Origin of the sequence: Metabacillus herbersteinensis, from assembly GCF_042433335.1 — a bacterium.
GTDB classification, from domain to species: Bacteria; Bacillota; Bacilli; order Bacillales; family Bacillaceae; genus Metabacillus; species Metabacillus herbersteinensis.
Window position 1 is genome coordinate 88,688 of the sequence record NZ_JBHLVO010000005.1, and the last position, 25,991, is coordinate 114,678.

The following is a 25,991-nucleotide window of genomic DNA, read 5'->3' on the forward strand; positions in this document are numbered from 1 at the left end:
AGAGTTGTGATAGAAGTAAAAAATTTATCATTTAAAATTGGTAACAAGCACATTTTGAATACGATCGATTTGATTGTTAATAAGGGTGAGTTGTTTGGAATTCTAGGTCCAAATGGAAGTGGAAAAACGACGTTGCTTAAAAATATCGCAGGAATGGTAGCGATCCAAACAGGTGAAGTCTTCATTGATGGAATGGAATTGCAAAAATACAAAACGAAAGAACTTGCCAAACAAATGGCTGTTCTTCCTCAACTAAATGATGCTCCCTTTTCGTTTACTGTCTATGATGCAATCAAGCTTGGACGGTATTCTCATCAAAGCTCGTTGTTTCCATCGTGGTCAAAATTGGACGAAGAAAAAGTAAACGAAGCGATTACTTTAACAAATATTCAGCATTTAAAGGACCGGAACGTAGATGAATTAAGTGGTGGTGAACGGCAACTTGTCTACTTGGCGAGAGCTCTTGCACAAGAAGCAAAGATACTATTATTGGATGAACCAACCAATCATTTAGACGTTTCTCATCAAATGGATTTATTGGAACTACTAAAAAAGTTGGTTGTCGAACAGGAATTAACGATTATCGCAATTTTTCATGATTTAAACTTAGCAAGTCTGTATTGTGATCGCGTTTTTCTGTTAAAAGAGGGCAGTGAAGTATGTACAGATAAAGCAAGGAATGTTTTTAAGCACGAACAACTATCAGAAATCTATGATACTAGTCTAGAGACAATCCATCACCCGGTTGTCCCTAAATCTCTTATTACCTTTATTCCTAGCTATTTAGAGGAAATCATCAAAGATGATGAGCAGCGTCCCTTCATAAATGAACATACGAAGGATTGGCTTGTATTACAAACGACTTACCCATATAAAACACTTTCCTCTGCAATAATTGGTTCTGGGTTTGGTTGGAGTACAACTTTTGCAACTCTCCATGTCGATAAAAACTATCTCTGTGATAATCCAGTAGAAGATATGAAATCGAACCTAATTAAAAAGGGATATGACCACACAAGAACCATCGGGATGATGACAGCAGCTAGTTTAGAAGATGCTTCATTTAAAGAACACATTGATGAACAATTTTCTTTAAAAGTCATGGTCACAGCTGGCGTTTCAAATGCAGTAGACATTTCACAAGCTAGCTTTTTTCATAGTGACGAGATGAAGCAAGGAACAATTAATACGTGGATATTTATTGAAGGCATGATGTCAGAAGCGGCATTTGCACAATCGATTATGACAGCAACTGAAGCAAAGACGAAAGCAATGCAAGTGGAAGAAATCTATGATAAGATGTCTAACACTTTAGCGACAGGCACATCAACAGATAGCATCGTGATAGCCGCTTCCCAAGTAGGATCTCAATTTGAGTACGCCGGAACGATCACAAACATTGGTAGAGCAATTGGTACATGTGTATTCGAAGCAACGGTAGAATCACTTCAAAAATATAAACGCCGAATCCGTGATTTCAGATGATCTATGAACATATCATCGCGATCCTTCTCGCTATTGTTCTTGATCTATTGATTGGAGATCCACGTTGGCTTCCTCACCCAGTTAGAGGGATTGGGAAAATTCTTTCTTACTGTGATGCCAAACTAAATAAGGGTTTGCACCGAAAAAGTAAAGGCATTATTACAATTATCATAACCTGTGTTTTTCCTTTTCTTAGTTGTACATTTCTCATCATTTTGACGTATTCCATGCATCAGTGGTTGGGGATATTCGTAGAGTCTGTGCTCATTTTTACGACGATCGCCTCAACTAGCCTTAAGAATGCTGCAGTGGATGTAGCCATTCCTCTAAAGGCAAACAATCTAGTAGAAGCCAGAAAGAAGCTAAGCTGGATTGTTGGAAGAGACACAGAACAATTGAACGAAGATGAAATTGTAAGAGCAACGGTTGAAACGGTAGCCGAAAATACATGTGATGGCATTACTGCACCTTTGTTTTTTGCTTTAATCGGTGGTGCGCCGCTTGCCATTGCTTATCGTGCTGTCAATACAGCCGATTCAATGATTGGAAACAAAAGTCCAAAATACCTTGAATTTGGTTGGGCCTCAGCAAGATTTGATGATCTCTTAAACTATCTACCAAGTCGGTTAACAGCTATTGCGATGATCATAGGCTCATGCTTAAATCGTAAAACATCCTTACCCTACAAACTAAAAATACTAGGTCGAGACGCAAGAAAGCATCCAAGCCCAAACAGTGGCTTTGGGGAAGCAACTGTTGCTGCAATTCTTGGTGTTCAATTAGGTGGCACCAATACCTATAATGGAATCCAGTCTATTCGACCAAAGCTTGGTGATGAAAAATATCAATTAGAACAAAAACATATTTACGAAGCAGTCGCTGTTATGTATCATTCTATTTTCATTTTTGCTTTGGGGTTAATAATAGGGGGAATGATCATTGAATTTACCTTCGCATGGAGCGAATCCAGCCCATTTATATTCTTCATTGGGAATTAAAATGCCAAGTCAAATCCTTGATTTTAGTGTAAATACCAATGTTTTTAGCAAAGATTTAGATGTTTCTAAAGACAACATTTTAAAGTGGGTTCAAGAATACCCAGATCCAGAAGCCTCACTAGTTATAGAGGCACTTACAAGGAAACATTTCTTAGACTCAACACAGCTTTTGGTCGGAAACGGTGCATCTCAGGCTATCTATTTACTCGCGCAACTATTTCAAGGCCAAACGGTTGGAATTATTCAACCTACATTCTCAGAGTACCAAAAAGCATGTCAAAACTTTGATTGCGAGATTGTCACGATTTTCTCAGAAGAGGAAAACAATTGGCAGCCGAATTTTGATGACTTTAAGCAATTGATTAGAGAGGTTGATGTTGTCTTTATTTGTCACCCAAATAATCCAACAGGAACTACTTATGAACGAATAGAAGAAATGATTCAATTGGCAGCTTTAAGTGAAGTTACTATTGTCGTTGATGAGGCTTTTTACGATTTTTATGAGAATGATCGAAACTCCTTGATCACAAAGTTAAATCATTATCAAAACCTTATTATTTTAAGGTCATTAACAAAAATGTACAACCTTGCTGGTATCCGCTTAGGTTATATTGCTGCACAACCTTCAACAATTAAAAAACTAAGGAAAAGACAGCCAACATGGAGTGTAAATTCGCTCGCAATTTCCCTTGGTGCTCACTGTGTAAACACGCTAGACGAGATGGTCGTTCAAACAAGGAAAAAAGTGAGTAGTGAACGAATAAGAATAAGGAAAGCATTAATTGACTTGAATTATTATGTTTCACCGTCTGTAACGAACTTTTACCTTATTCGAGATCTTTCTGCTAATAGGAATCGAGAATTACTAATCTATCTATTAGAGAACGGAATCGTTGCAAGACACACAGAGAACTTCCCGGGTCTGGGAGGCAACTACATACGATTTGCAGTTAAAGACAAAAGTGAAAATGATCGTTTACTAACGCTTTTAAAGGAATGGAAAAAACTATGATACTGTTTATTAGTGGTGGTGTACGTAGTGGCAAAAGTCATTTTGCTGAACAAATGGCGATCACTCTTGCAGGATCTTCAAAGCAGCTTCATTATGTAGCAACATCCCATCTTTATGATGATGAAATGAAGCGAAGAATTCAAAAGCATAAACATGATCGTAACAGCTCTAAGTATTTATGGAAAACGTGGGAATTCCAAAGAGATCTTTCTCAGCTCGTTAAGTATATCTCTAAACAAGATGTTGTTTTAGTAGACTGCTTAACAACGCTCGTTGCAAATGAACTGTTTGATAGTGAGATCGCATTTCAACAACAAAGCGTACATGATACAGTTTTTTCATCTATACAAGAACTAGCTCAAGCATCTCATGACTTACTACTCGTTTCAAATGAAATTTTTTCAAGCGTGAATCCCTATGACGATTCAACAATTCATTATATGAAAGAACTGGGAAAGCTTCATATTAAAACGGTTGAATTAGCAGATTGTGCATACGTAGTTGAAAACGGGATTCCTCTTTGTAAAAAAAGCGCAAGCGCCTTGTTCAGCCCCGACCAGCATAAGGCGATTCTAAATAGAAGGCGTTCTTTGCCTTCAATTTAGAATTGACTTATGACCTCGAGGCAGTCAAGAACGCGACGTCCTGTCGCATTGTCTGCACTAGCACGTCCTGTGCGTCGGGGCTAGGCGCTGGCAAGTCAAGAGCGCGACGTCAATCGCCATGACTGCACTAGCACATCCTGTGCGTCGGAGCTGGATTCAGAAACGCTAACTAATAAGTATAAAAATTATATAAATTCTACGGTAAAAAAGGAAAGGAACGAATCCATGTCTAAAATGAGAGATGGCTTCCTGCTTGCTCTTCAGTTTTTCACGATTATACCTTACAAAATAGAAATACCGTTTCGAGACGAGCAAATTAGATGGCTAGTACGATTTCTTCCTTTCATCGGTCTGATCAGCGGAACACTAGCAGCTTGCCAATACTTCTATTTAACACAATGGACATCTGTGTCTACCTTGTTTTTAACAGTGTGGCTGTTATTTTTTTATGTTGCTTTTTCCGGAGGTATACATCTTGATGGATGGATGGATTGTAGCGATGCTTATTTTTCGTATCAAGATCAACAAAAAAGACTAGAGATTATGTCTGACCCTCGGGTTGGGGCATTCGCTGTTTTAACAGTTTTTTTCTTACTATTGTTTCGCTTACTATTTATCTATGAGACAGTTGAAAGTTCCACTTTTCATGCTTTGTACCTAGTGATTATTCCTTTTATGACTCGCTTAGGAATGGGGGCGCTTCTACTATCAGCTCCACTAGCCAAGCGATCGGGAATGGCATTTGAATTTAAAAAGGCGTTATCGAAGGGTGATTTTGGGTTTTACTTAGTTAGCTATGTACTTTTAATCGTTTTAAGTGTGTTCTTGATGCCGAACCAAGCTTCTTTCATTTTAGCCATGGTTACAATCGCAATTGTTTTTCATCTAGTAGCAAGACGCTTTATTCAGAAAAGCTTCGGAGGTACTACTGGCGATACGCTAGGTGCATATGTTGAAGGAAAGGAGACTTTTTTATGGGGGGTTCTTTGGTTGTTACTTTAATTCGCCATGGCCAAACCGAGCCGAATGAGCGAAGTCAATACTTAGGGTGGGAGGACGTCTCACTTAGTAAAAAAGGTTTACTAACGATCAGGAGTCTCGCTGAAAAAGACTACCCAGAAGGCATGCTTTACGTTTGTAGTGATTTAAAAAGATGTCAAGAAACCTTTAGCATTCTCTACAAAGATAAAATTGACGTAGTCCATGTCACTAAGGGATGGCGAGAGATTAACTTTGGCGATTGGGAATTGCAAACGTATGAAGAGTTGAAGCATCAAATGAGCTACCGAAACTGGCTTGATGATCGATATCGAGTCACACCACCTAATGGTGAGAGTACATTATTATTTGAGAAAAGAATGCTTACAGCCTGGCAAATGCTCATCGAAATGGCTCAAGTTAAAGGAACGAATGAACTAGTCATTGTTACTCATGGTGGACCCATTCAATGGTTTATGTCGATTGCCGTTCCAGATGAAAAAGCATTTTTTGAATGGAAGCCACTCTATGGTGAAGGCTATCAAATTATCACAACGTTTGAACGAGTGAAGGAGGGAAGACCATGCATTTCATATCAGGAGGTGCCTTTCAGGGGAAAAGCAAATGGGTAAAGGAATTTTATAATCTTGAAGGCATTCCTTATCAATGGATAAATGGCTACACTTCTGAAATTTACTCGATCGAAAAAGCCTACCAAGGAATTTTTGTGATTGAAGGTGTAGAGCGGTTTGTTAGACAACTTCAAATGGATTATGGAGATCAAACGAGAATTGAATTTTCAAAAAATCTTTTAGATTGGACAAAGTGGGAAGAGTTATCAAACGAAAATAAGCTCATTTTAATAGGCTGTGATATAAACAAAGGTGTTGTGCCCATAAATAGAGATGACCGGTTATGGAGAGATCTTGTTGGATGGTGTTATCAAGATATTGTAAAAATAGCAAACCGTGTTGAGATCGTATGGTGTGGACTTGGTGAACAACTAAAATAAAAATTCGGAGGGAATAACTGTGAATTTATATACAAGAACTGGTGATCAAGGTAAAACTAGTATTATAGGCGGTAGAGTTGACAAGGATGATTTACGTGTTGAAGCATACGGGACCATTGATGAAGCCAATAGCTTCGTGGGGCAAGCGATGACACTATTAGCGGATGCTAAATTCAAGGATATCTATAACGAGTTAGAAAAAATACAGCATGAACTGTTTGATTGTGGTGGAGATTTAGCAATGGCCACTGAGAAGTATCCGTATAAAACAACGCTTGACATGGTCGACTTTCTTGAGGGACGAATTGATGCTTATGTAAAAGAAGCACCAGAACTAGAACGGTTTATCCTACCTGGGGGCTCTCCAGCATCGGCCGTTATTCACTTAGCAAGAACGGTTACAAGGAGAGCAGAGCGCTGCACAGTAACTTTACAAAAGCAAGTTGAGATTAATACGGCTGTTTTAAAATACTTGAACAGACTCTCTGATTACTTTTTCGCGATTGCACGGGTAATCAACTTTCGTTTAGGTGTGAGTGATGTTGAATACGAGCGTAGTGCCCTTGTTTTTAAAACAACAACTCGGAAAAAAGAAAATGATTAAACTAAAAAACAGTGCCCTTTTAGCGATATTTATTTCTTTATCGGTGATAGGTGCATCAATTAAGGTTCCAGCGGTCGCTGGGAGTATTGCATTAGATAGTGTGCCTGCGTTAGTCGGAGCTATTTTAGTTGGTCCTCTTTTTGGGGCAATCACTGCTTTTTTCGGGCATCTTTTTTCAGCTATGCTAGGTGGCTTTTTACTTGGGCCATTACATCTAGTCATTGCACTAGAAATGTTACTAATCACTTATGTATTTAGCTTTGTATACAACAAAGGCTACAGGAGAGCAGGACTCATCCTATTTGTTTTTCTAAATTCAATTGTGGCACCTATTCCGTTCATATTTATTATTTCAAGTACGTTTTATTTGCAAATTTTTCTACCCTTACTTATAGGCTCAATAGTCAACGCACTTATCACAGCTTTACTTTTACCAAAACTCGTGAAATTTATGAACAAACAAATGTCAGGTCAAAAACATGCGTGATGTATTATTCCTTCCTCTACATTCAACTCATGAATTGGTTGTTGCAACAGACTGTACTGGGGGAGTTGGTCTAAAGGAACAAGATTGTGTAAAAGTTGATTATAAAACCCTCAGCTACTTTAGCGCCCGAGTTGCTTTAATGGAGTGTTTAAGTGTCGGTGCAGAGGCAAAAGCCGTTATTTTGCAAAATTTTATTTCAGACGATGTTTGGGAGGAGCTTTGCGAAGGAATTAACAAGGCTTGTTCTCAACTCAAATTGGATCCTCTAGAAATCACGGGTAGTACAGAAACAAATTTCTCAATGAGTCAATCTTCTTTAGGACTATCTGTGCTAGGCTGGATTGAAAAAGGGAAAAGGAGAATAAATGTAACACCTAAGGGAGCTAACCTTGCTATAATTGGCAAACCACTAGTTGGTGAGGAAGTCATCCGTCATTCTGAGCATGTAATTTCGTTGCAACTCTTTCATAAGCTTATTAACAATCCATCAATTTACGAGATGATTCCAGTTGGATCTAAAGGGGTAAGGTACGAGGCGCAGAAACTGTTACATGCTCTAGATCTTACACATTTAAATCTAATTTCAGAGCTTGATCTAGAGAAATCTTCTGGGCCATCTACATGTGTTTTAATTAGCTATGATGGTAGTAAGGAACAATCTCTTCGGAACCTAGTGGGTTCACAGTTTTATGAAATTCATATTAGTGATCTTACAGGGTGACTCAAATCGATGAGTCACCCTGATTTTTTTTAGATTGCTACATAACCGCTAGTCAAATTGTGATAAAGTAAAAATAGAATTTCTATACATAAACTTTCCAGAAATTAAACGGAGATTGGTTGTAACTTTTTCTAAAATCATACCGACTACTTTATAGAACGGAGGGTAATTCATGGAGAGTGCCTTTCAGAGGATCTATGAAAGATATCACCAAGATATTTTTCAGTTTTTATACTATATGGTGAAAAACCGTGAACAGGCAGAGGATTTAGTACAAGAGGTCTACATTCGTGTATTAAAGTCCTACGAGAAGTTTGAAGGTCGCAGTAGTGAAAAAACATGGTTATTCTCGATTGCCAGACATGTAGCAATTGATTGGTTTAGAAAACAAAAAACGCTTCGTCAACGGATAATTGAAAAGTTTGACTGGGAGCGACAACAATTTGAAGATGAGACACCCTTACCAGAGGAAATCGCACTTCAAAATGAAGACGTACAATTAATGTATCGCTCACTAGACACATGTACAGTTGATCAGCGAGCGGTAATTATTTTAAGATATTTACAGGAACTATCAATATCAGAAACTGCAGAAGCACTTGGATGGACTGAAAGCAAAGTCAAAACTACGCAGCATCGTGCCCTAAAACAATTACAAAAAGAGATGAACGATTCGCGTGTTGAAAAGGAGGGGTTTTCACATGAAAAAGTCTGAGTGGAATGATGCACAGATTGAGCAGCTACTTCATCAATTACCTCCTATAAAAGATAGTCGTAAAGCAGAAGATATTTACCAAAGTATTCAACTAAAAAGTCAGAATAGAAAACAGCCAAGAACTTGGATGGCACCAGTTCTAGCAAGTGCTGTAGCACTCCTACTAGTGGCTCTCATTTCACCCTATTTTATTAATCAACTTATGAATGGTAATGGATCACAACAACAAGAATCTGCTTCTTTATCTGAAGAAGCAAAAATGGATAAAGGGAGTTCAGAAGAAAGTAGTTTAATGGCAGATGAGAGCTCTGAGGTTGAGCCAAAAATGGAGTTAGCTTTATCACAACAAACATTTGTAACCAAGCAAGAAGAAAGTCAAGGTATTGTGACGATTGCATTTGCTGACAAAGTCGATCAAAATGTCATTCCGATAAGTGTTCAAGGAGATGCAACTCAAAACAAAGTCGAACAAATTCAAAACCTGATCCCAACCATTGATTTTAAAAAATTAGGATTAGAATCTAATTTGCTTAAAGACTTTGACTTTAACGTTTCTAAAGAAAATCCCAATGATATTATCGTCACTTACAGTGGAGAAGGAAGTATAACGAGCTCAACTCAAGACTTAATCCTACAGACGGTAATCAATGAAACCTTCCGTTGGCAAGAGTTTAAAGTAGCAAAGCTCTATACAAAGAACCAGGCAGGCATTGATTTTGGTAATACAGGATATAAAGAGTCTCTTCCAATAAAGAAAGAGCAACAAAAAGCTTTTTTTCTCTATCAATTGAATAATGAGACAGCAAAATTACTAGCTCCATCACCTAATAGTTATGATTCGATTAACGAAGCAATTCAGCAAATGACTAAAGGAATTCCCGAACAAAGCCTAAAACCTTCAGTCGTTCCGAATATATCTATTTCTAACGTAGTAGAAGACGGTGAAGAACTACAAATTTCCTTTGATTCTGACGTTCAATTTGAAAACAGCGAACCGTATATTCTCATGTTAGAAGCGATTTTATTGACTGCAAAAGAATTTGGAATAAAGCGTGTTTCTTTTCAAGGAATAAACATTTCTCAAATTGGAAATATTGATGTTACAAAGCCTGTAGACGTCCCGTATTCTCCTAATCCTTATATTCCATAAAAAAAAAAGACTCTGATGGGTCTTTTTTTTATGTATATTATGGTAATTACTGTAATATACTACTGTTGTTCTTTTTTCTGACAAGCTTTCATACACATGAGTTGGGTAAGACATGATAAACAGCTCAAGCCTGACCACTAAAAATATGTAGGGGGAGAACAATGTTAGACTTAGGTAAGCGTTTAGGTGTCGTACTCTTAATGGGATTTTTTATTGGACTATTATTTGTCGGGGGCCTTCAAGTTAAAGCTGAGACAATAACTGATACGATTATGAAAAATTGGGTCAAGCCTGTTGAAGGAACAATTACAGACACTTTTGGAACACGAAATGGAAAACATAAAGGAATAGATGTTGCAGCACCCGAAGGAGAAAAAGTAGTTACCGTAGCAGAAGGAAAAGTGACAAAATCCTATTACTCAAGTACATACGGTCATGTCGTGTTTATACAACACCCAGAAGGCTATGAGACAGTGTATGCTCACTTAAATAAAAGACTCGTCGCAGAAGGTCATGAGGTTACTAGAGGTCAAACCATTGGCATTATCGGGAATACAGGGGTTTCTACAGGTACACATCTGCACTTTGAAGTACATAAAGGAGAATGGACGATAGACAAAGCGCATGCATTAGATCCACTTTTTGTATTTGAAACAACCAAAACAGAAACTGTGAGTGCCGAAACAAAAAATGAAGAACAACCGAAGTGGTCTGAGTCTAAACTTAAAAAAGCAAAGGAACTAAATGATGAAAACAAGCAAGCTAGTCACGAAGTAGTTACGGTTGCTTCTGGTGATTCACTATGGAAAATCTCTTCCGATCATAAGGTAACCATTCAATCAATCCAAGAATGGAACAACCTTAAAACGCATGTCATACATCCGGGACAAGAACTTGTCATTTACTCAGACTTAGAAAAAAGTTATGTCGTACAAAAGGGAGACACAATTACTTCGATTGCCCAAGAATTTGCAGTGAATGCAAACGATATAAAAGAAAGTAATCATCTTAGAAATGAAAACATATACCCAAATCAGGTTTTATTAATTACAAGAAAGTAAAAGTTTTCTAAATCTTTAAGTAATATCATTGTCAGCCTTGGATCATTTAAGATATAATGAACAAAAATTAAGGGGATGACAACGATGTTAACAGATTATCATAACCATCTAGAACGTGGCACATTAACACTTGACTATCTCAAGCTTTTTACGGATGAAGCAAAGGGAAAAGGAATTGAGCACTTCGGTATTTCAGAGCATGCCTATCATTTTTATGAAACAAAAAACATTTTAAGCAATCCATGGGTCAATGAGCGTCGAACTTATAAAATGGACGACTATGTTGCACTTTTTCATCAAGCATGGAGACAAAACATAGATGTTAAAATGTCTATCGAAATGGATTATACAACGGGGAAACATACTGAAATGGAGCAGTTTATAAAAAGCTATGACTTTGATTATGTGATTGGTTCCATTCATTGGGTCGATACGTTTGGAATTGATTTAAAAGAATACATAGATGAGTGGGATAAAAGAGATGTAAATGAGGTTTATAATGACTACTTTGATCAGGTGGTTACGTTAGCAGAATCAAATCTGTTTGATATAGTCGGTCACCTTGATTTAGTGAAAATTTTCAACTATGTTCCAACTGATCAAGACTTTTTATTAAAACAATATGACCGGGCAACAACTGCATTGGCAAATAGCAAAACATGCGTAGAAATTAGTACCGCTGGACTCCGTAAACCAGTTGAAGAGCTTTATCCCGATCAACGGTTACTTCAAATGTGCTATGATAAAGGCATTCCGATCGTCCTTTCTTCTGATGCACATCAGCCAAATGATGTAGGCAAGGACTATGATCAAGCAGTTAAACTTGCTAAGCAAATCGGCTATCAATCCTTGATGACATTTGAAAAAGGGAAACGTAAAGAAGTAGAACTAGGCTAGAAGCTTAAAAAAACATCCACATGCTCGAAATGAACATGTGGATGATCAATTTGAATTATTGAATTGTTACCTACAAATCAATCGTTCTAATTGATAAGATATCTTCAAATGATTTTAAACAATCAATTAATTCTTCATCTAAAGAACGATCAAAAGAGAGCATCATGATTGCTTCTCCACCTTTTTCTTTTCGACCCACTTGCGTTGTGGCGATGTTGATCTTATGATCGCCAAGTACTTTTCCAACCCGTCCGATCACTCCAGGTTTGTCTTGATGCTGAATGTAGAGAAGATACCCAGTTGGTATAAAATCAATGTTGAAATCATTAATGCCAACAATACGTTCTCCGTAATTTGGAACATGTGTCCCTTTGATTTCAAAACTTTTATGATCTCCTTGTACGTGTACACTGATACAATTTTCATATCCAGATTGATTAGAGGAGATCTTTTCGCTAAACGAAATTCCTCTTTCTTTCGCAACCATTCCAGCATTGACTTCATTGACTGTTGAATCAACTCGTGCACTTAAAAAGCCAGCTAATAAGCTTTTTGTAATAAAAGATGTTTCAAGTTCTGCTACAGAACCTTCATATTGAATCGCGATTTCTTGAACCGGCTCTCTCATACATTGAGACACAATATTACCCATTTTCTTACCTAATTGATAGAAAGGCTGTATTTTCTCGAACAATTCCTTTGTTAATGTCGGTAGATTAATTGAAGAGGTGACAGGCTTTCCTTCTAAAAAATGAAGGACCTCTTTAGATACCTGCGTAGCAACGTTTAGTTGAGCTTCCTTAGTAGAAGCGCCTAAATGCGGTGTAGTAATAACATTATCGAATTCAAGTAGCTTTGAATTTACTGGTGGTTCTACTTCAAAAACATCAAGAGCAACGCCGCGTACGTGACCATTTTCAAGGTATTGAATAAGTGCTTCTTCATCGATAATCCCACCGCGGGCACAATTGATTAAATAAACACCCTTTTTTGTTTTACCAATGTTTACTTTTCCGAGCAACCCTTTCGTTTCTTTCGTTAAGGGGGTATGTACAGTAATAATATCAGAATTAGCTAAAATATCTTCTATTGAACACCCTTTAACACCAATTTTCTCTGCACGATCACGTGTTAAGAATGGATCAAAAACTAAGACCGTCATACCAAAAGCTCGGGCACGCTTTGCCAGTTCAGATCCAATTCTACCGAAACCAATAATACCTAGTGATTTACCATATAATTCGGCACCTACAAAGGCATTTCGATTCCATTCCTTTGACTTTACCGAAACATAGGCTTGTGGAATATGACGAACGAGAGACGCCATCATCGCAAATGTATGTTCAGCTGTTGAGATCGTATTACCATCAGGAGCATTGATTACAACGACACCTTTTTTGGTAGCTGCATCAACGTCAATATTATCCACGCCTACTCCAGCTCTGCCAACAATCTTTAATGAAGTCATCCTAGTAAGTAAGGACTCTGTTACCTTTGTTGCACTTCTAACAAGGAGTGCATCAAATAAATGAAGATCATCTTCTACCTCTTCAACTTTTTTTTGAACAATATTCACATTTTTTGCATCGAGTAATGGCTGTAATCCTTCATGGCTCATTGAATCTGCAACAAGAACTTGAAACATAGTTACATCCCCCCTAAAAATACATTCAATTATCTGATAATTTATCATATTAAGAGAATTTTGTCAATATGTCGTTAAAGCGTTAAAGCGCGAAAGCGTTTTCAGAGTTACTGATAGCGTAAAAAACGCAGTTGGTTATTAAAAATAGTAACTAGAAGAGCCTTTATAAAGAAAAAAACCCTCTGTTTGAATTAACAGAGGGTAGGAAAACTATTCAAATTTTAGTGCGTCACCGTCAAAAGATTCGTCAGCAACTTTAATTGAATCTGTAGGACAGCCTTCGAAAGCATCCATCATATCCTCTTCAAGAACATCTGGAATTTCTACAATTCCTTGGTTATCATCTAATGTTACAAATGCAATACCTTCATCATCGTAATCATAAATGTCTGGTGCAGCAGCCCCACAAGCACCACATGCTATGCAAGTGTCTTTGTCAACAATCGTATACTTTGCCATAATTTAAAAACCTCCCAGGAAATTAATACAACATATTATATGGTATATATAATAATTTTGAAAGCCTCATCCATAAACTACCTGAAGCAATACAGTGTGTACATATTAACATTGTAAAGCTGTTTTTTTAAAGTTTCAATAAAAAAATCAAATGAGAATATTTATCAGACAATGAAATGTAAAGACTAAGACTATAAACGAATACTTAAATCTTGTTTCTTTGTAAGTTTCCCCTGTTGTTTAACTTTAAAACAAACCAACTTGTCCATAAATTTGTTAAAATAGAAAATAGTATCGAACAATGTCAAACTTTGTAGGTGATATAATAAAAATGGATTATTTAAATGCGATTACTTTATATTGCTTCCAAAAATTTAATGGGGAGCGCTCGGAATCGGCAATTTTCCATTTACTTACTGGAAAGAAGTCAGCTCAAACAATTCAAGATTGTAAGCTGTTCGAACTGTCAGACCTATTCAGTCTTTTCCCCGAATTAACAAGAGAAGAGCTTCATACTTGTGTTAACTCTATAATTGAAAAGAATTTTTTAGAACATCCCGAACCGAATCGTTTTCTTTTAACAAATATCGGTGAGGAGTACCTAAGTGAATTGTTATCGTTAAGGCAGATTCCATTTCATTTGAACGGTTGGGAAAATGGTGACATTGCCAGGTTTTTATGGCGACGATTATCTTTAATGGTACAAGTTTTATCACATTTCTCAATAAGCAATACCACATATCTTCCTTTAACAAAAAAAGAGGAAGACTTGAAATGGATTAAGGAATTCTTTAGAAGTTATTCATTGTCAAAAGAGCTGTTAAACGACGAGTTGTATAGACAATTACATGACCTTCTTTCCCTTTGTCATGAACAAGAGGCCTCAATTTTTGTGTTAAAGTTATCTTCAAGTGAGCGTGTGGGCCTTACCTATGATCAGCTAGCAGTCAGATATAAAACAGATAAGGTTTATATTAAGTTGTTATTTTGGAATGTTATTCACTTTATGGTAAAAATCATACAAAGCGAAACAAGAGAGTACCCTCTTTTATATCACTTGATAGCAGATAAAGTTCAAAGACACTCTTTAACAACATCATCTGCAACCACTTTATCTTTTTTACTACAAGGAAGAAGTATCGCAGAAGTTTCTGCCATCAGGAATCTGAAAGAAAATACAATCGAGGATCATATTGTAGAAATTGCTCTACATGATGAGAGTTTTGATATTACAAGCTTTTTGTTACCTATTGACTATACAGAAATCAAATCTGTAATTGAGGAATTAAAAACACATCAACTTAAAAAGATAAAAGAACGCCTAAATAATCACTACACCTATTTTCAAATTCGACTTGCATTTGCAATTCATAGTAGGAGACGTGAATAAGTGTGAAACTAGAAGATCTTTTACTTCAGCACTTTAATCATCAGTCATTTCGACCATTACAAAAAGAAATTATCGAAGACGTTGTTTTAGGTCATGATGTCGTTGCAATGTTAGCTACAGGTGGTGGGAAATCACTTTGTTATCAGTTACCAGGATACTTGTTAGATGGACCTATTTTAATCGTATCGCCGCTTTTATCCCTTATGGAGGACCAAGTTCAACAAATAAGGCTTAGAGGTGAAAAGAGTGTACTCGCTTTAAATAGTACATTGCCTTTCAAAAAAAGACACCTTCTTCTTCATCAATTAAATAAATATCGTTATTTATATGCATCTCCAGAAATTTTGCAAATAGATTATGTGTTAAATGCTCTGAAACATGCAAACATATCGTTATTTGTTGTGGATGAAGCACACTGCATTTCACAATGGGGACATGATTTTAGAACCGATTACTCGAAACTAGGGGAAATCAGAAAGCAGCTTGGAACTCCCCCATGCTTAGCGCTAACTGCTACCGCAACTGCAGAGGTATTAACGGATATAAAAACAAGTTTGCATTTCTCAACATCTTCAAAGGAATATATCTCTTCAATTGATCGCCCAAACATTGCAATAAGCATAGAGAAGGTTGAATTTATAGACGAAAAAGTAGACAGAGTCTTACAATTAGCATCTACTTTAAAAGGACCTGGCCTGATTTATTGCTCTAGCAGAAAATGGACAGAAAAGCTTGTACATATACTCCAGAAAAAAGGGGTTCAAGATGTTGCCTTTTATCATGGAGGGATGGAACAGGAACAAAGAATTCTTATTCAACAGCAATTTTTATATGAGCAATTGAAAATTGTGTGCTGTACAAATGCCTTTGGGATGGGTGTAGATAAAAGCAACATTCGCTTCGTAATTCATTTTCATTTCCCATCTCAAATTGAATCTTATGTTCAAGAAATAGGACGTGCTGGACGTGACGGGGAACCTAGTATTGCAATTACGCTTCTCGCAAGCAATGATTATAATATGCCAAGAGCCTTATTTGAATCTGAATTTCCAACCTATCAACAGCTATGTGATGTTGTCAGATTTTGGTCTAGTGTGAACACAAAAAAAGTATCAGTAGAGGATATTACTTCTCAATGTGGTCTAACGGAAGTTCAATGGAGATTTGCCCAGTTTCATTTACAACAATTCCCTCTAGAAATGAACAGTGATCAGGAAGAAATGATTGCAGCAGTTTGGAATGAAATCGAAAAAAGGCTAGTTGTTAAACAAAAAAAATTAGCAGCAATGACAGATTGGATAAACACTAAACAGTGCCGTCGGATTGGTATTTCAAATTATTTTAACGAAAATCGTACTTTTAAGCATTCAAATTGTTGTGATTACTGCGGGTTAAATTATAGACTTTTTGAAGGCAATAACTATATGCTCCAAAGCAGTGCCCCAATCCAGTGGGAGAAGCAATTAAAGGCCATCTTTCATCAAGGCGAGTGATCTGAACTTGTACAAACAGCAGAACGAACTTATTAAAATGCTTTCTGATAAACAAATAATTAGTCAATTGTATCTTACGCAAATGTTACTACTTACACTTGCCATTATTCTGAGTATGATTTTAGTGGATGGGATCGAGGAATTTTTTCAGATCTGGAGGCTGAATGATTTAACTTTTTTAACATATGGTAGTATAATCGCAATCATTGTGATTGGATTTGATTTTCTGATTATGAAATTTGTACCAAAAGAATTTTACGATGATGGTGGGATCAATGAAAGGATTTTTGAAAAAAGATCCATCATTCATATTGTTTTTTTAACGGCATTAATTGCGGCCACAGAAGAATTTTTATTCAGAGGTGTGTTACAAACACATTTTGGACTTTGGATTGCAAGTATCATATTTGCTCTTCTCCATTTTCGATATCTAACAAAGTGGCTTCTGTTCACAATGGTGGTAGCAGTTAGTTTCTTATTAGGTATTTTTTATGAATGGACAGATAGTCTCTATACAACGATATTTGCACACTTTATAATTGATCTAGTTTTTGCATTACAAATACGCTTTCAATACTTAAAAAGGGGTGGAATTTAATTGAGTAGACATGAAAAACGCCCTGATCAAGCAGAAAATCTTAGAACGAGAATAATTGATGACTTTAAAGAACAAAATGGAAACTATCCGCCTCGAAGTGAAATTCATAAACAAGTTCAAAAAAAAACCAAAATGAAATTAAAGTACCCAGTCATTAGTTTATTGGCAGTATTTTTCCTCCTTTTACCAATTTTGGTTTGGTTGATTATTTCATTCGTTGACAACAGCAGCTTTAGTCCAGTGAATAATGATGATTCAACTGGATTTGAGGTTATTAAATATGATAATAATGATGGTAGTTTAGAGGAGGTTGAGGAATCTACTCAAACTGTTGACGAAGAAGATAATGTATTAAAGGCGACAGGTGATGGTGAATCAACTGATAAGAGCTCTGTTAACCAAGAAAGTATCGATACAGTTGAGCAAAGTGCTTCAACGTTTGAGAAAGATTCAGTTGATCAGAGTCAAACAACAACTGATCCTTCTAATACTTCAACTTCCACAAGTCCGACATTAGAAGAAAAAAAATACGAAAAAGTCATCGCTCACACAGTTGGCCCTGAAGAAACACTTTTTAGTATTTCCATCAAATACTACAAAAGTCGAGATGGAGAGGAAATTATTCGCTCCTACAATAACTTGAGTGACAATGAAATCTACGAAGGTCAAGTGTTGAAGATTCCTTTAGAAGAATCGTAGTTTTTATTCATACCCTACCTAAGTCATATCAATATGGACAACTTCATACAATGAAATAAGGTAAGTTGTAAATTGATATGTTATTAATGGGGTGTGGTTAACATGGAAAGTCATATTATGATGCTAAATCAACAAACAGATGAACCAACAAAACAAATGCTTCAAAATCTAGTCGATCGGAAGAGGAAATTTGATAAATTTAAGCAAAAGTGTTTTTTTTATCAAATGTTTACTTTTATTACATTAATGGGTTTTATGGCGTATTTATATAGATTTGTTGTGCAGCCAAGTGGTGGAAATATCGGATACGTTTTTAGCTCATTCGTTAATGAAACGCTTCATACGTTCCTTGTTTTAACGATTGTGGGCGGATACGCTACATCTTTGTATTTCAAAAAAAAGGAAGAAAAAGCCGAAAAAGAATATCATAATTTACGCTGTGAAATCATTAAGAAAAGTCCAGACTTATGGCCACAGCCTTTTCATTGGCAGAAGAGGAATGAAGTGTTTAAGGTGATGAAAAAGGAATTTGATATTAATTTATTTCATGAAAGTAAATAGGACCAGAAGAAGCTTTTGAAACGCATTGGTTTTGTTCAGTGAAAATCCATGCGTTTTTAAAATCTTCTTTTTTTATTCAAGTATTGTTTATTGAGGCGTTTTCTACTATGATTAAATATTGGAAATGTATGTTAATTTCAACGGAAGTTATGTAATCATATGTAAAATGAGGATAGAGACAACAGGAGGTACTATGATATTTACTTTTAGCGTTATTTTTGTACTTGGCTTTTTTACATTAGTAATTATGTTCTTTAAAGCAAAAGAGAACAATCTTACAAGAAATGATTTAGGGTTTTCCAATTTTCCTAGCAGTTTTGGGACATTAACTATTTTCTTTATATCGGATATTCATCGTAGGCATCTTTCAGATAAATTATTAAACAAAATAGATCAATCAGTTGACTTGGTGATCATTGGTGGAGATTTAATGGAAAGTGGTGTACCATTTTCAACTGTTGAGGAAAATGTAAGGAAGCTTAAAAAGATAGCTCCAACCTATTTTGTGTGGGGAAATAATGACTATGAAGTAGATTATCATAAGCTTGATTCCATTCTTATTGATCAAGGAGTGAAAATTCTTGATAATACAGCGGTTAGTTTTGAATCACTGACAAATGAAAAAATCAATTTATTAGGTGTTGATGATCTGAAGGATGACCGTGACAAATTAGAAACAGCTCTAAATGATTGCTCAAAAAACGGATTTAGGATTTTGGTGAGCCATAACCCTGATATTTTAAATAAGGTTCAAGACATGCATAAGATTTCACTTATTTTAAGTGGACATACACATGGTGGGCAAATAAGGTTCTTTAACATAGGACTATATGAAAAAGGTAGGGTATACAAAAAGCCTCAATCTACCATACTGATTAGCAATGGTTATGGAACAACTCAGCTTCCACTTAGACTTGGCGCTCCAGCAGAAGCCCATTTAATAACAATCCGTAACGGCTAGTTGACGAGAACAGGGAAGCATCACTATACCTTATTTTAAACAGACCATGCATTCTAGCATGGTCTGTTCAAATGTTATACAAAATTTACACAAACTGCTACATCCGATATAATTTCTTTACAGTGATTTTTGTTATTGGAGGATTTGCACTATGTCTACTCTTGAAGGCAAATACAATATAAAAGCAGTTTCCCAAATGCTTGGAATTCAGCCAGGTACGCTAAGAGCTTGGGAAAGACGCTACAATATGATTGCGCCAAAACGGAACGATTCAGGACATCGCTTATATACAGAAGAACATATAAAAATTTTAAAATGGTTAATCAATAAAGTTAATAAGGGATTTACAATCAGTCAGGCAGTTCATTTGTTAGAAAACAGTCATGTATCAACACAAGAAACGAGTCTATTAGATGATAAAGCGGATATCCATGACAGATCTTTAGATCTAGCTGATGAGCTTCTTCAAAGTATACTTTCTTTCGATGAAAATCAAGCACATGAGTTACTAAATCGAGCATTCAGTCTTTATTCAATTGATAAAGTTGTGATTGATATTCTAGGCACACTGTTAGTGAAAATAGGGAATCTATGGGAAACAGGCAAAATTACTACAGCACATGAACATTTTGCCTCAGCGTTTCTGCGATCGAGAATGGGCATGATTCTCCACACATTACCTATAAATGGGATACTTCCAAAAGTAATTGCAGTTTGTGGGCCAGACGAATGGCATGAATTAGGATTGTTAATTTTCACTATGTTTCTCAGACGAAAAGGATTCGAAGTTATTTATTTAGGGACTAGTATTCCCGAGGATGACATTGATGTTGTTTTGGACCAAGTAAAACCAAAGTTTCTTTTCTTAGCTTGTACATTAGAGGAAAACGTATCTAAAACCCTTGCACTTGTAGATCACCTAAGAGTAAAATATGAGCAATTAGAAATTGGATTAGGTGGAAGTGGCTTTAACAAGGTTACAATCGAAGCTCTCACGGCTCATCAGAATTACTTACTTGGAGAAACGAAATCTGAATGGGAGCAGTGGCTTAAAAGTAAGTTAGCAAGTGTGATCTAAGATTTATATCTTGTCTAATAAATGTTCTTTAGTGTACAGTGTTTACAAAATTCTTAGAACCATCTCACTGCAAATTCATACAATGTATGTATCATGAGCGTTCTGACGGCAGGAGGGTAAGGGATGCGGCTAGAGCGGTTAAACTACAATAAGATAAAAATCTTCTTAACAACAGATGATCTAAGTGACCGAGGACTAACGAAAGAAGATCTTTGGAAAGACTCTTTAAAGGTTCATCAGCTTTTCCGTGACATGATGAATGAAGCAAGTGAAGAATTAGGCTTTGAGGCATTTGGGCCGATTGCTGTTGAAGTTTTTTCACTTCAGGCTCAAGGTATGGTCGTTATTGTGACAAAAAATGAAGAAACTGAAGAGATAGACGATGATTATTCAGACGATTATATAGAAATGCAAGTAAAACTTGATGAAAGTGTAGATATTATCTATGAATTTCAGTCGTTTGAAGATTTAATCAACCTTTCAAATTGCTTAAATCACTTAAATATTATTGATGGATCAATTTACTCGTACCAAGATCAATTTTATTTACTTTTAGGTGAGGACCAACCACTAAAGATAGAGGATTTGATTTCAATACTCGCTGAATATGGGAGTCCATCAACGATTACAATCCATAGGTTAATAGAATACGGAAACTGTATTATGAAAGACTCAGCGATTCAACAAATTTATCAGTATTTCTGGAAAAAAAGGTAAACTAGCTACAAATATAGGGAAAATCGACAGGGAGCTGACTAAAATTATAGTCTGCTTCTTTTTTTATTTTATATTATATTTAACTTTTATCACCCGCATTGAATAAGTAATGTATAAAAAAACGCAAAAAAAGACTCATAAAACTGCTTTCCTCTGTAAAGGGAGCTTATCATGATCTAAGGAATGCCAAGGGATTAATTGTTCTTATTTTCAGAAAGAAATTATAAACATAAACGATATTTAATAATTATGTTGCCCTTTATCAATTTAATAATTAGTTTAATCAATATTAAGTTTGAAATCGCTTACAAGAACCGAATAAAAAAACAATAAATGAACTTTTTCTGCTTTGCATATAACATTCGAAGGTGTATACTATGTCATGAATGGTGGACAATCCACCATTTCAACTGAAAAGATAGTAGGAGGTTAACTTAAATGGTAGCCGAAAAAAACACCGATAAAACAACTGAAAAAAATGATGTGTTAAAATCAACACAAACGGTGATACATAATGCCCTAGAGAAATTGGGGTATCCGGAAGAAGTTTATGAACTTTTAAAAGAGCCAATAAGAATGATGACAGTGAAAATTCCTGTTCGAATGGACGATGGTTCAGTTAAAATATTTACTGGCTACCGTGCCCAACATAATGATGCTGTCGGACCAACTAAGGGAGGAATTCGTTTCCACCCTAACGTAACAGAAATAGAAGTGAAAGCACTTTCTATTTGGATGAGTTTAAAATGTGGGATCGCAGACCTTCCATACGGTGGAGGAAAAGGCGGAATCGTATGTGACCCCAGGGATATGTCATTCCGTGAGTTAGAACGTTTAAGCCGTGGGTATGTACGAGCAATTAGTCAAATTGTTGGACCTACAAAAGACATTCCAGCACCAGATGTATTTACAAACTCTCAAATTATGGCTTGGATGATGGATGAATACAGCCGAATTGACGAATTTAACTCACCAGGATTCATCACTGGTAAACCACTAGTACTAGGTGGATCACATGGTCGTGAGTCTGCAACTGCTAAAGGGGTAACATTGTGTATCCGTGAAGCTGCAATGAAAAAAGGAATTTCAATTGAAGGTGCACGAGTTGTTATTCAAGGTTTTGGAAATGCAGGAAGTTATCTTGCAAAGTTTATGCATGACGCTGGTGCTAAAGTAATCGGTATTTCCGATGCTTACGGTGGACTACATGATGAGAATGGTTTAGATATTGATTATTTACTTGATCGAAGAGATAGCTTTGGTACAGTAACGAAGCTATTCACTGACACAATTACCAACAAAGAATTATTAGAATTGGATTGTGATATTTTAGTTCCCGCTGCGATTGAAAACCAAATTACTGAAGAAAATGCGCACAATATTCGTGCAAGCATTGTAGTTGAGGCTGCCAATGGGCCGACAACTCTTGAAGCAACAAGGATTCTCACAGATCGTGATATACTTTTAGTTCCAGACGTCCTTGCAAGTGCTGGTGGCGTTACCGTTTCTTATTTTGAATGGGTCCAGAATAATCAAGGCTACTATTGGACTGAAGAAGAAGTCGAAGAGAAACTCGAAAAAGTAATGGTCAAATCGTTTAAAAATATATACGAAACAGCACAAAATCGTCGCGTTGACATGCGTTTGGCGGCTTACATGGTTGGGGTCAGAAAGATGGCCGAGGCATCTAGATTTAGAGGATGGATCTAATCATTTCATTTGCAACATACAGAAAAGTCTCCTATCATTATCGGTAGGAGATTTTTGTGTTTGACTCATAGATCAGGAGTGAACAAACGTGATTATGGAAGAAATTATTATTGTCGGAGGAGGTCCATGTGGCCTTGCTGCTGCAATTGCTTTAAAAAAATGCGGTAAAAACCCTCTAGTTATTGAAAAAGGAAACATTGTAAATGCTATCTATCACTATCCAACGCATCAAACCTTTTTTAGTTCTAGCGAAAAGCTTGAAATTGGAGAGGTTCCTTTTATAACTGAAAATCGCAAACCACATCGCAACCAAGCACTAGCTTATTATCGCGAAGTTGTGAAAAGGAAGAAGCTACGAATAAATCCGTTTGAAAAAGTTGAAGAAGTAAATAAAATAGATAATGCATTTATAATTCGCACTACAAAACAGCAGTATAAGGCAAAATATGTGATTATAGCTACAGGCTATTATGATTCTCCTAACTATATGGGTGTGGAAGGGGAAGACCTTTCAAAAGTATTTCATTATTTTAAAGAAGCTCATCCGTACTTTGATCAAGATGTTGCTGTGATTGGTGGAAAGAACTCTAGTGTGGATGCCGCTCTGGAGCTTGTAAATGCTGGCGCAAGAGTGACTGTCTTGTATCGAGGGCAATATTACTCACCGAGCATTAAACCGTGGATATTACCTGAATTTGAAGCACTCGTTAAAAACGGAACGATCAGGATGGAATTTCAAGCACAATTAAAAAGAATTGAAGAGAAAACAATAACGTACAACGTTGAAGGCAGCGATGAAAAAACAATCAATAATGATTTTGTGTTTGCTATGACTGGTTACCATCCTGATCACCACTTTTTAATAAAAATGGGCATTTGTATTGATAAAGAAACAGGACGCCCTTCCTTAAATGCCGAAACAATGGAAACAAATATTTCGGGTATTTTTATTGCAGGAGTTATTGCAGCCGGCAATAATTCAAACGAAATTTTTATTGAAAATGGTCGCTTCCATGGAGATATCATAGCAAATGAGATCAAAAAACGTACTTAAAACAAATAGAGATGAACTCAATGTAGGGTCATCTCTATTTGCTATTTTTAATAAGAAAAGATTGTTTCTAATTTCTCGAATTCTGTTGTGCTTTCCAAGGCAATCATTAATTTTAATCTCGCTTTTTGTCCATTTAATCCATTACTAAAGATTAGACCTAGTTCTTTCAAATGACGTCCTCCACCTTCATATCCATATATATCTTGTACAATTCCGTTGAAACAGCGAGAAACAAGGACAACTGGTATCCCTTTATTAATTAATTTTTTTATTCCTGGTAGCATTTTTGGTGGTAAATTTCCTTGACCAAGTGCTTCAATAACAAGTCCGTCAAGTTGAATATTTTCTAAGGCAGAAAGAATGCTATCGTCCATCCCAGCGAAGGCTTTTAGAAGTAAAACATTTTTATTAAGAGATTTTACAGGTAAAGATGACGTTACAAAAGGATTGTGGTGAAAAACTACAGCGTTTTTATTTACAAAACCTATAGGTCCATATTGTGGACTTTGGAAAGTTGCAACATTGCTTGTATGAGTTTTTGTACAATTTTTTGCTGTGTGTATTTCATCATTCATCACGACTAAGACACCCATTTTTTTAGCTTCCTTTGCTGAAGCAACTTTAATAGCAGATAATAAATTATATAACCCATCAGATCCAAGCTCATTACTAGATCTCATCGCACCTGTTAACACTACTGGGATGTCAACATCAAGTGTTAAATCTAAAAAGTAAGCAGTTTCCTCCAAAGTATCTGTTCCGTGTGTAATGACGACTCCTTCTAATTGATCACTTTTTACCTTTTCTTCAATCGTCTCTTTTATTTTGAGCATATCGTTTGGGGTAATATGTGGGGAAGGTAAATGGAGTAATTCCAGTGAAATTAAATTTATATTCGGAATTCCATTTATATGTTTAACAAGTAAATTTGATTCCCCTGGCTTTACCTCCCCTGTATTCTTATCTTCTTCCATTGAGATTGTGCCACCTGTATGAATTAATAGGATGTTTTGCATGATTAGAACCTCCAGAGCTAGTTAATTAAATATAAGTACATTTTCAATTCTAGGATAACATGATAGGATGATAAAATAGAAAGAAAAATTAAGAAATGAGGCCTGTGGATGGTTGCAATTATTTCTGCGGGCATTGCCCCAGGTCTAGCTTTACTTAGTTATTTTTATTTACGCGATCAATATGATTCAGAACCAATTTATATGGTTTTCAGATCGTTTGCATTTGGGGCGCTGCTTGTATTTCCAATTATGTTTATACAATACGTACTCGAGATTGAGTTTGTTTTTTCATCCAGTCTTTTGCACGCCTTTTTTGCGTATGGTTTTCTAGAAGAATTTTTTAAATGGTTTATACTCTTCTTCACGATATACCAGCATACTCATTTTGATGAGCATTACGACGGAATTGTTTATGGTGTATCGGTTTCTTTAGGATTTGCAACTCTGGAAAATATTCTTTACTTATTTGCAAATGGCGTAGAATTTGCAATTGGAAGAGCGATTTTACCTGTTTCAAGTCATGCTCTATTAGGAGTCATCATGGGCTATTACTTAGGAAAAGGAAAATTTTCTTCATCACCTTCAAAAAAAAGAAACTGGCTTATTCTATCTTTATTTTTCCCTATCTTTTTACATGGACTTTATGATTATATATTAATTAGCTACCATCATTGGCGATTTATTATGCTCCCATTTATGATTTTCTTGTGGTGGTTCGCTCTTCACAAAGCGAAGAGAGCTAGACTTATCAATCAATATTTATAAAGTAGAAGCTACCTTTCAGGTGGCTTCTTTTTGTTTTTATTATAGAATTTAGTTGCCATTACTTAGAGAAATTGGCTTTAGGTTTAATTCAATGAATAAAATACCAAACACTACAGAAAA

28 protein-coding genes are annotated in these 25,991 nt (G+C 36.1%); 25 read left to right on the forward strand and 3 right to left on the reverse strand.

Going from position 1 to position 25,991, the window contains the following annotated elements; genetic code table 11:
- Positions 1 to 6 precede the first annotated feature (6 nt).
- The 14 genes from ACFFIX_RS08810 (at position 7) to ACFFIX_RS08875 (ending at position 11,725) form a co-directional block, all read left to right on the forward strand.
- Positions 7 to 1,485 carry an adenosylcobinamide amidohydrolase gene (locus ACFFIX_RS08810; RefSeq protein ID WP_378932665.1) on the forward strand — a complete coding sequence of 493 codons (1,479 nt, stop codon included), beginning with the start codon at positions 7 to 9 and terminating at the stop codon, positions 1,483 to 1,485.
- Positions 1,482 to 2,483, forward strand: a complete 1,002-nt coding sequence (gene cbiB, locus ACFFIX_RS08815; RefSeq protein WP_378932668.1) for an adenosylcobinamide-phosphate synthase CbiB — start codon at positions 1,482 to 1,484, stop codon at positions 2,481 to 2,483. The genes ACFFIX_RS08810 and cbiB overlap by 4 nt, the downstream gene beginning before the upstream one ends.
- Positions 2,425 to 3,495, forward strand: a complete 1,071-nt coding sequence (locus ACFFIX_RS08820; protein ID WP_378932670.1) for a threonine-phosphate decarboxylase — start codon at positions 2,425 to 2,427, stop codon at positions 3,493 to 3,495. Before cbiB ends, ACFFIX_RS08820 begins: the two co-directional genes overlap by 59 nt.
- On the forward strand, positions 3,480 to 4,100 hold the full coding sequence (locus ACFFIX_RS08825) for a bifunctional adenosylcobinamide kinase/adenosylcobinamide-phosphate guanylyltransferase (protein ID WP_378932673.1): 621 nt from the start codon (positions 3,480 to 3,482) through the stop codon (positions 4,098 to 4,100). Before ACFFIX_RS08820 ends, ACFFIX_RS08825 begins: the two co-directional genes overlap by 16 nt.
- Positions 4,101 to 4,325: 225 nt before the next feature.
- Positions 4,326 to 5,102, forward strand: coding sequence for an adenosylcobinamide-GDP ribazoletransferase (locus ACFFIX_RS08830; RefSeq protein ID WP_378932676.1), 777 nt, complete (start codon positions 4,326 to 4,328; stop codon positions 5,100 to 5,102).
- Positions 5,075 to 5,710 (forward strand): histidine phosphatase family protein, encoded by a 636-nt coding sequence (locus tag ACFFIX_RS08835; RefSeq protein ID WP_378932679.1) that lies wholly within the window; start codon positions 5,075 to 5,077, stop codon positions 5,708 to 5,710. Before ACFFIX_RS08830 ends, ACFFIX_RS08835 begins: the two co-directional genes overlap by 28 nt.
- Positions 5,662 to 6,090, forward strand: a complete 429-nt coding sequence (locus ACFFIX_RS08840) for a bifunctional adenosylcobinamide kinase/adenosylcobinamide-phosphate guanylyltransferase (protein ID WP_378932681.1) — start codon at positions 5,662 to 5,664, stop codon at positions 6,088 to 6,090. The genes ACFFIX_RS08835 and ACFFIX_RS08840 overlap by 49 nt, the downstream gene beginning before the upstream one ends.
- A 19-nt stretch (positions 6,091 to 6,109) precedes the next feature.
- Positions 6,110 to 6,694, forward strand: a complete 585-nt coding sequence (locus ACFFIX_RS08845; RefSeq protein WP_378932684.1) for a cob(I)yrinic acid a,c-diamide adenosyltransferase — start codon at positions 6,110 to 6,112, stop codon at positions 6,692 to 6,694.
- Complete coding sequence (locus ACFFIX_RS08850; protein ID WP_378932687.1) at positions 6,687 to 7,181, forward strand: ECF transporter S component; 495 nt, start codon at positions 6,687 to 6,689, stop codon at positions 7,179 to 7,181. Before ACFFIX_RS08845 ends, ACFFIX_RS08850 begins: the two co-directional genes overlap by 8 nt.
- Entirely contained in the window at positions 7,174 to 7,902 is a 729-nt protein-coding gene (locus tag ACFFIX_RS08855) for an ATPase (RefSeq protein ID WP_378932690.1), read from the forward strand. The genes ACFFIX_RS08850 and ACFFIX_RS08855 overlap by 8 nt, the downstream gene beginning before the upstream one ends.
- A gap of 172 nt (positions 7,903 to 8,074) precedes the next feature.
- Complete coding sequence (gene sigX / locus ACFFIX_RS08860) at positions 8,075 to 8,617, forward strand: RNA polymerase sigma factor SigX (RefSeq protein ID WP_378932693.1); 543 nt, start codon at positions 8,075 to 8,077, stop codon at positions 8,615 to 8,617.
- Positions 8,604 to 9,767 carry a GerMN domain-containing protein gene (locus ACFFIX_RS08865; protein WP_378932695.1) on the forward strand — a complete coding sequence of 388 codons (1,164 nt, stop codon included), beginning with the start codon at positions 8,604 to 8,606 and terminating at the stop codon, positions 9,765 to 9,767. The genes sigX and ACFFIX_RS08865 overlap by 14 nt, the downstream gene beginning before the upstream one ends.
- 161 nt (positions 9,768 to 9,928) lie before the next feature.
- Positions 9,929 to 10,828 carry a peptidoglycan DD-metalloendopeptidase family protein gene (locus tag ACFFIX_RS08870; RefSeq protein ID WP_378932698.1) on the forward strand — a complete coding sequence of 300 codons (900 nt, stop codon included), beginning with the start codon at positions 9,929 to 9,931 and terminating at the stop codon, positions 10,826 to 10,828.
- An 84-nt stretch (positions 10,829 to 10,912) separates the two neighbouring features.
- On the forward strand, positions 10,913 to 11,725 hold the full coding sequence (locus ACFFIX_RS08875) for a histidinol-phosphatase (protein ID WP_378932701.1): 813 nt from the start codon (positions 10,913 to 10,915) through the stop codon (positions 11,723 to 11,725).
- A 70-nt stretch (positions 11,726 to 11,795) separates the two neighbouring features.
- On the opposite strand, the gene serA is transcribed toward ACFFIX_RS08875, so the two are convergent.
- Both serA and ACFFIX_RS08885 read right to left on the reverse strand, forming a co-directional pair.
- Complete coding sequence (serA, locus tag ACFFIX_RS08880) at positions 11,796 to 13,370, reverse strand: phosphoglycerate dehydrogenase (protein ID WP_378932704.1); 1,575 nt, start codon at positions 13,368 to 13,370, stop codon at positions 11,796 to 11,798.
- A 210-nt stretch (positions 13,371 to 13,580) separates the two neighbouring features.
- The gene (locus ACFFIX_RS08885) at positions 13,581 to 13,829 is read right to left on the reverse strand and encodes a ferredoxin (RefSeq protein WP_378932706.1); all 249 of its coding nucleotides are present in this window, start codon (positions 13,827 to 13,829) and stop codon (positions 13,581 to 13,583) included.
- 331 nt (positions 13,830 to 14,160) lie between these two features.
- On the opposite strand from ACFFIX_RS08885, the gene ACFFIX_RS08890 reads away from it, so the two are divergent.
- The 10 genes from ACFFIX_RS08890 to ACFFIX_RS08935 all read left to right on the forward strand — a co-directional run bounded on the left by ACFFIX_RS08890 (position 14,161) and on the right by ACFFIX_RS08935 (position 24,090).
- Complete coding sequence (locus ACFFIX_RS08890) at positions 14,161 to 15,219, forward strand: YpbB family protein (protein ID WP_378932709.1); 1,059 nt, start codon at positions 14,161 to 14,163, stop codon at positions 15,217 to 15,219.
- Positions 15,220 to 15,221: 2 nt separating this feature from the next.
- Positions 15,222 to 16,712 carry a RecQ family ATP-dependent DNA helicase gene (locus tag ACFFIX_RS08895; RefSeq protein WP_378932712.1) on the forward strand — a complete coding sequence of 497 codons (1,491 nt, stop codon included), beginning with the start codon at positions 15,222 to 15,224 and terminating at the stop codon, positions 16,710 to 16,712.
- 7 nt (positions 16,713 to 16,719) lie between these two features.
- Complete coding sequence (locus ACFFIX_RS08900) at positions 16,720 to 17,310, forward strand: CPBP family intramembrane glutamic endopeptidase (RefSeq protein WP_378932715.1); 591 nt, start codon at positions 16,720 to 16,722, stop codon at positions 17,308 to 17,310.
- Positions 17,311 to 18,009, forward strand: a complete 699-nt coding sequence (locus ACFFIX_RS08905) for a LysM peptidoglycan-binding domain-containing protein (protein ID WP_378932717.1) — start codon at positions 17,311 to 17,313, stop codon at positions 18,007 to 18,009.
- A gap of 102 nt (positions 18,010 to 18,111) precedes the next feature.
- Positions 18,112 to 18,570 (forward strand): DUF2663 family protein, encoded by a 459-nt coding sequence (locus ACFFIX_RS08910; RefSeq protein WP_378932720.1) that lies wholly within the window; start codon positions 18,112 to 18,114, stop codon positions 18,568 to 18,570.
- A gap of 193 nt (positions 18,571 to 18,763) precedes the next feature.
- Complete coding sequence (locus ACFFIX_RS08915; RefSeq protein ID WP_378932722.1) at positions 18,764 to 19,531, forward strand: metallophosphoesterase; 768 nt, start codon at positions 18,764 to 18,766, stop codon at positions 19,529 to 19,531.
- Between the two features lie 151 nt (positions 19,532 to 19,682).
- The gene (locus ACFFIX_RS08920) at positions 19,683 to 20,609 is read left to right on the forward strand and encodes a MerR family transcriptional regulator (protein ID WP_378932725.1); all 927 of its coding nucleotides are present in this window, start codon (positions 19,683 to 19,685) and stop codon (positions 20,607 to 20,609) included.
- Positions 20,610 to 20,732: 123 nt separating this feature from the next.
- Positions 20,733 to 21,326 (forward strand): genetic competence negative regulator, encoded by a 594-nt coding sequence (locus tag ACFFIX_RS08925; RefSeq protein WP_378932728.1) that lies wholly within the window; start codon positions 20,733 to 20,735, stop codon positions 21,324 to 21,326.
- A 438-nt stretch (positions 21,327 to 21,764) separates the two neighbouring features.
- Positions 21,765 to 23,036 (forward strand): Glu/Leu/Phe/Val family dehydrogenase, encoded by a 1,272-nt coding sequence (locus tag ACFFIX_RS08930; protein WP_378932731.1) that lies wholly within the window; start codon positions 21,765 to 21,767, stop codon positions 23,034 to 23,036.
- Between the two features lie 88 nt (positions 23,037 to 23,124).
- Complete coding sequence (locus tag ACFFIX_RS08935; RefSeq protein WP_378932734.1) at positions 23,125 to 24,090, forward strand: YpdA family putative bacillithiol disulfide reductase; 966 nt, start codon at positions 23,125 to 23,127, stop codon at positions 24,088 to 24,090.
- 47 nt (positions 24,091 to 24,137) lie between these two features.
- On the opposite strand, the gene ACFFIX_RS08940 is transcribed toward ACFFIX_RS08935, so the two are convergent.
- Positions 24,138 to 25,106, reverse strand: a complete 969-nt coding sequence (locus ACFFIX_RS08940; RefSeq protein WP_378932736.1) for an asparaginase — start codon at positions 25,104 to 25,106, stop codon at positions 24,138 to 24,140.
- Between the two features lie 108 nt (positions 25,107 to 25,214).
- On the opposite strand from ACFFIX_RS08940, the gene prsW reads away from it, so the two are divergent.
- On the forward strand, positions 25,215 to 25,871 hold the full coding sequence (prsW, locus tag ACFFIX_RS08945; protein ID WP_378932738.1) for a glutamic-type intramembrane protease PrsW: 657 nt from the start codon (positions 25,215 to 25,217) through the stop codon (positions 25,869 to 25,871).
- Positions 25,872 to 25,991 lie beyond the last annotated feature (120 nt).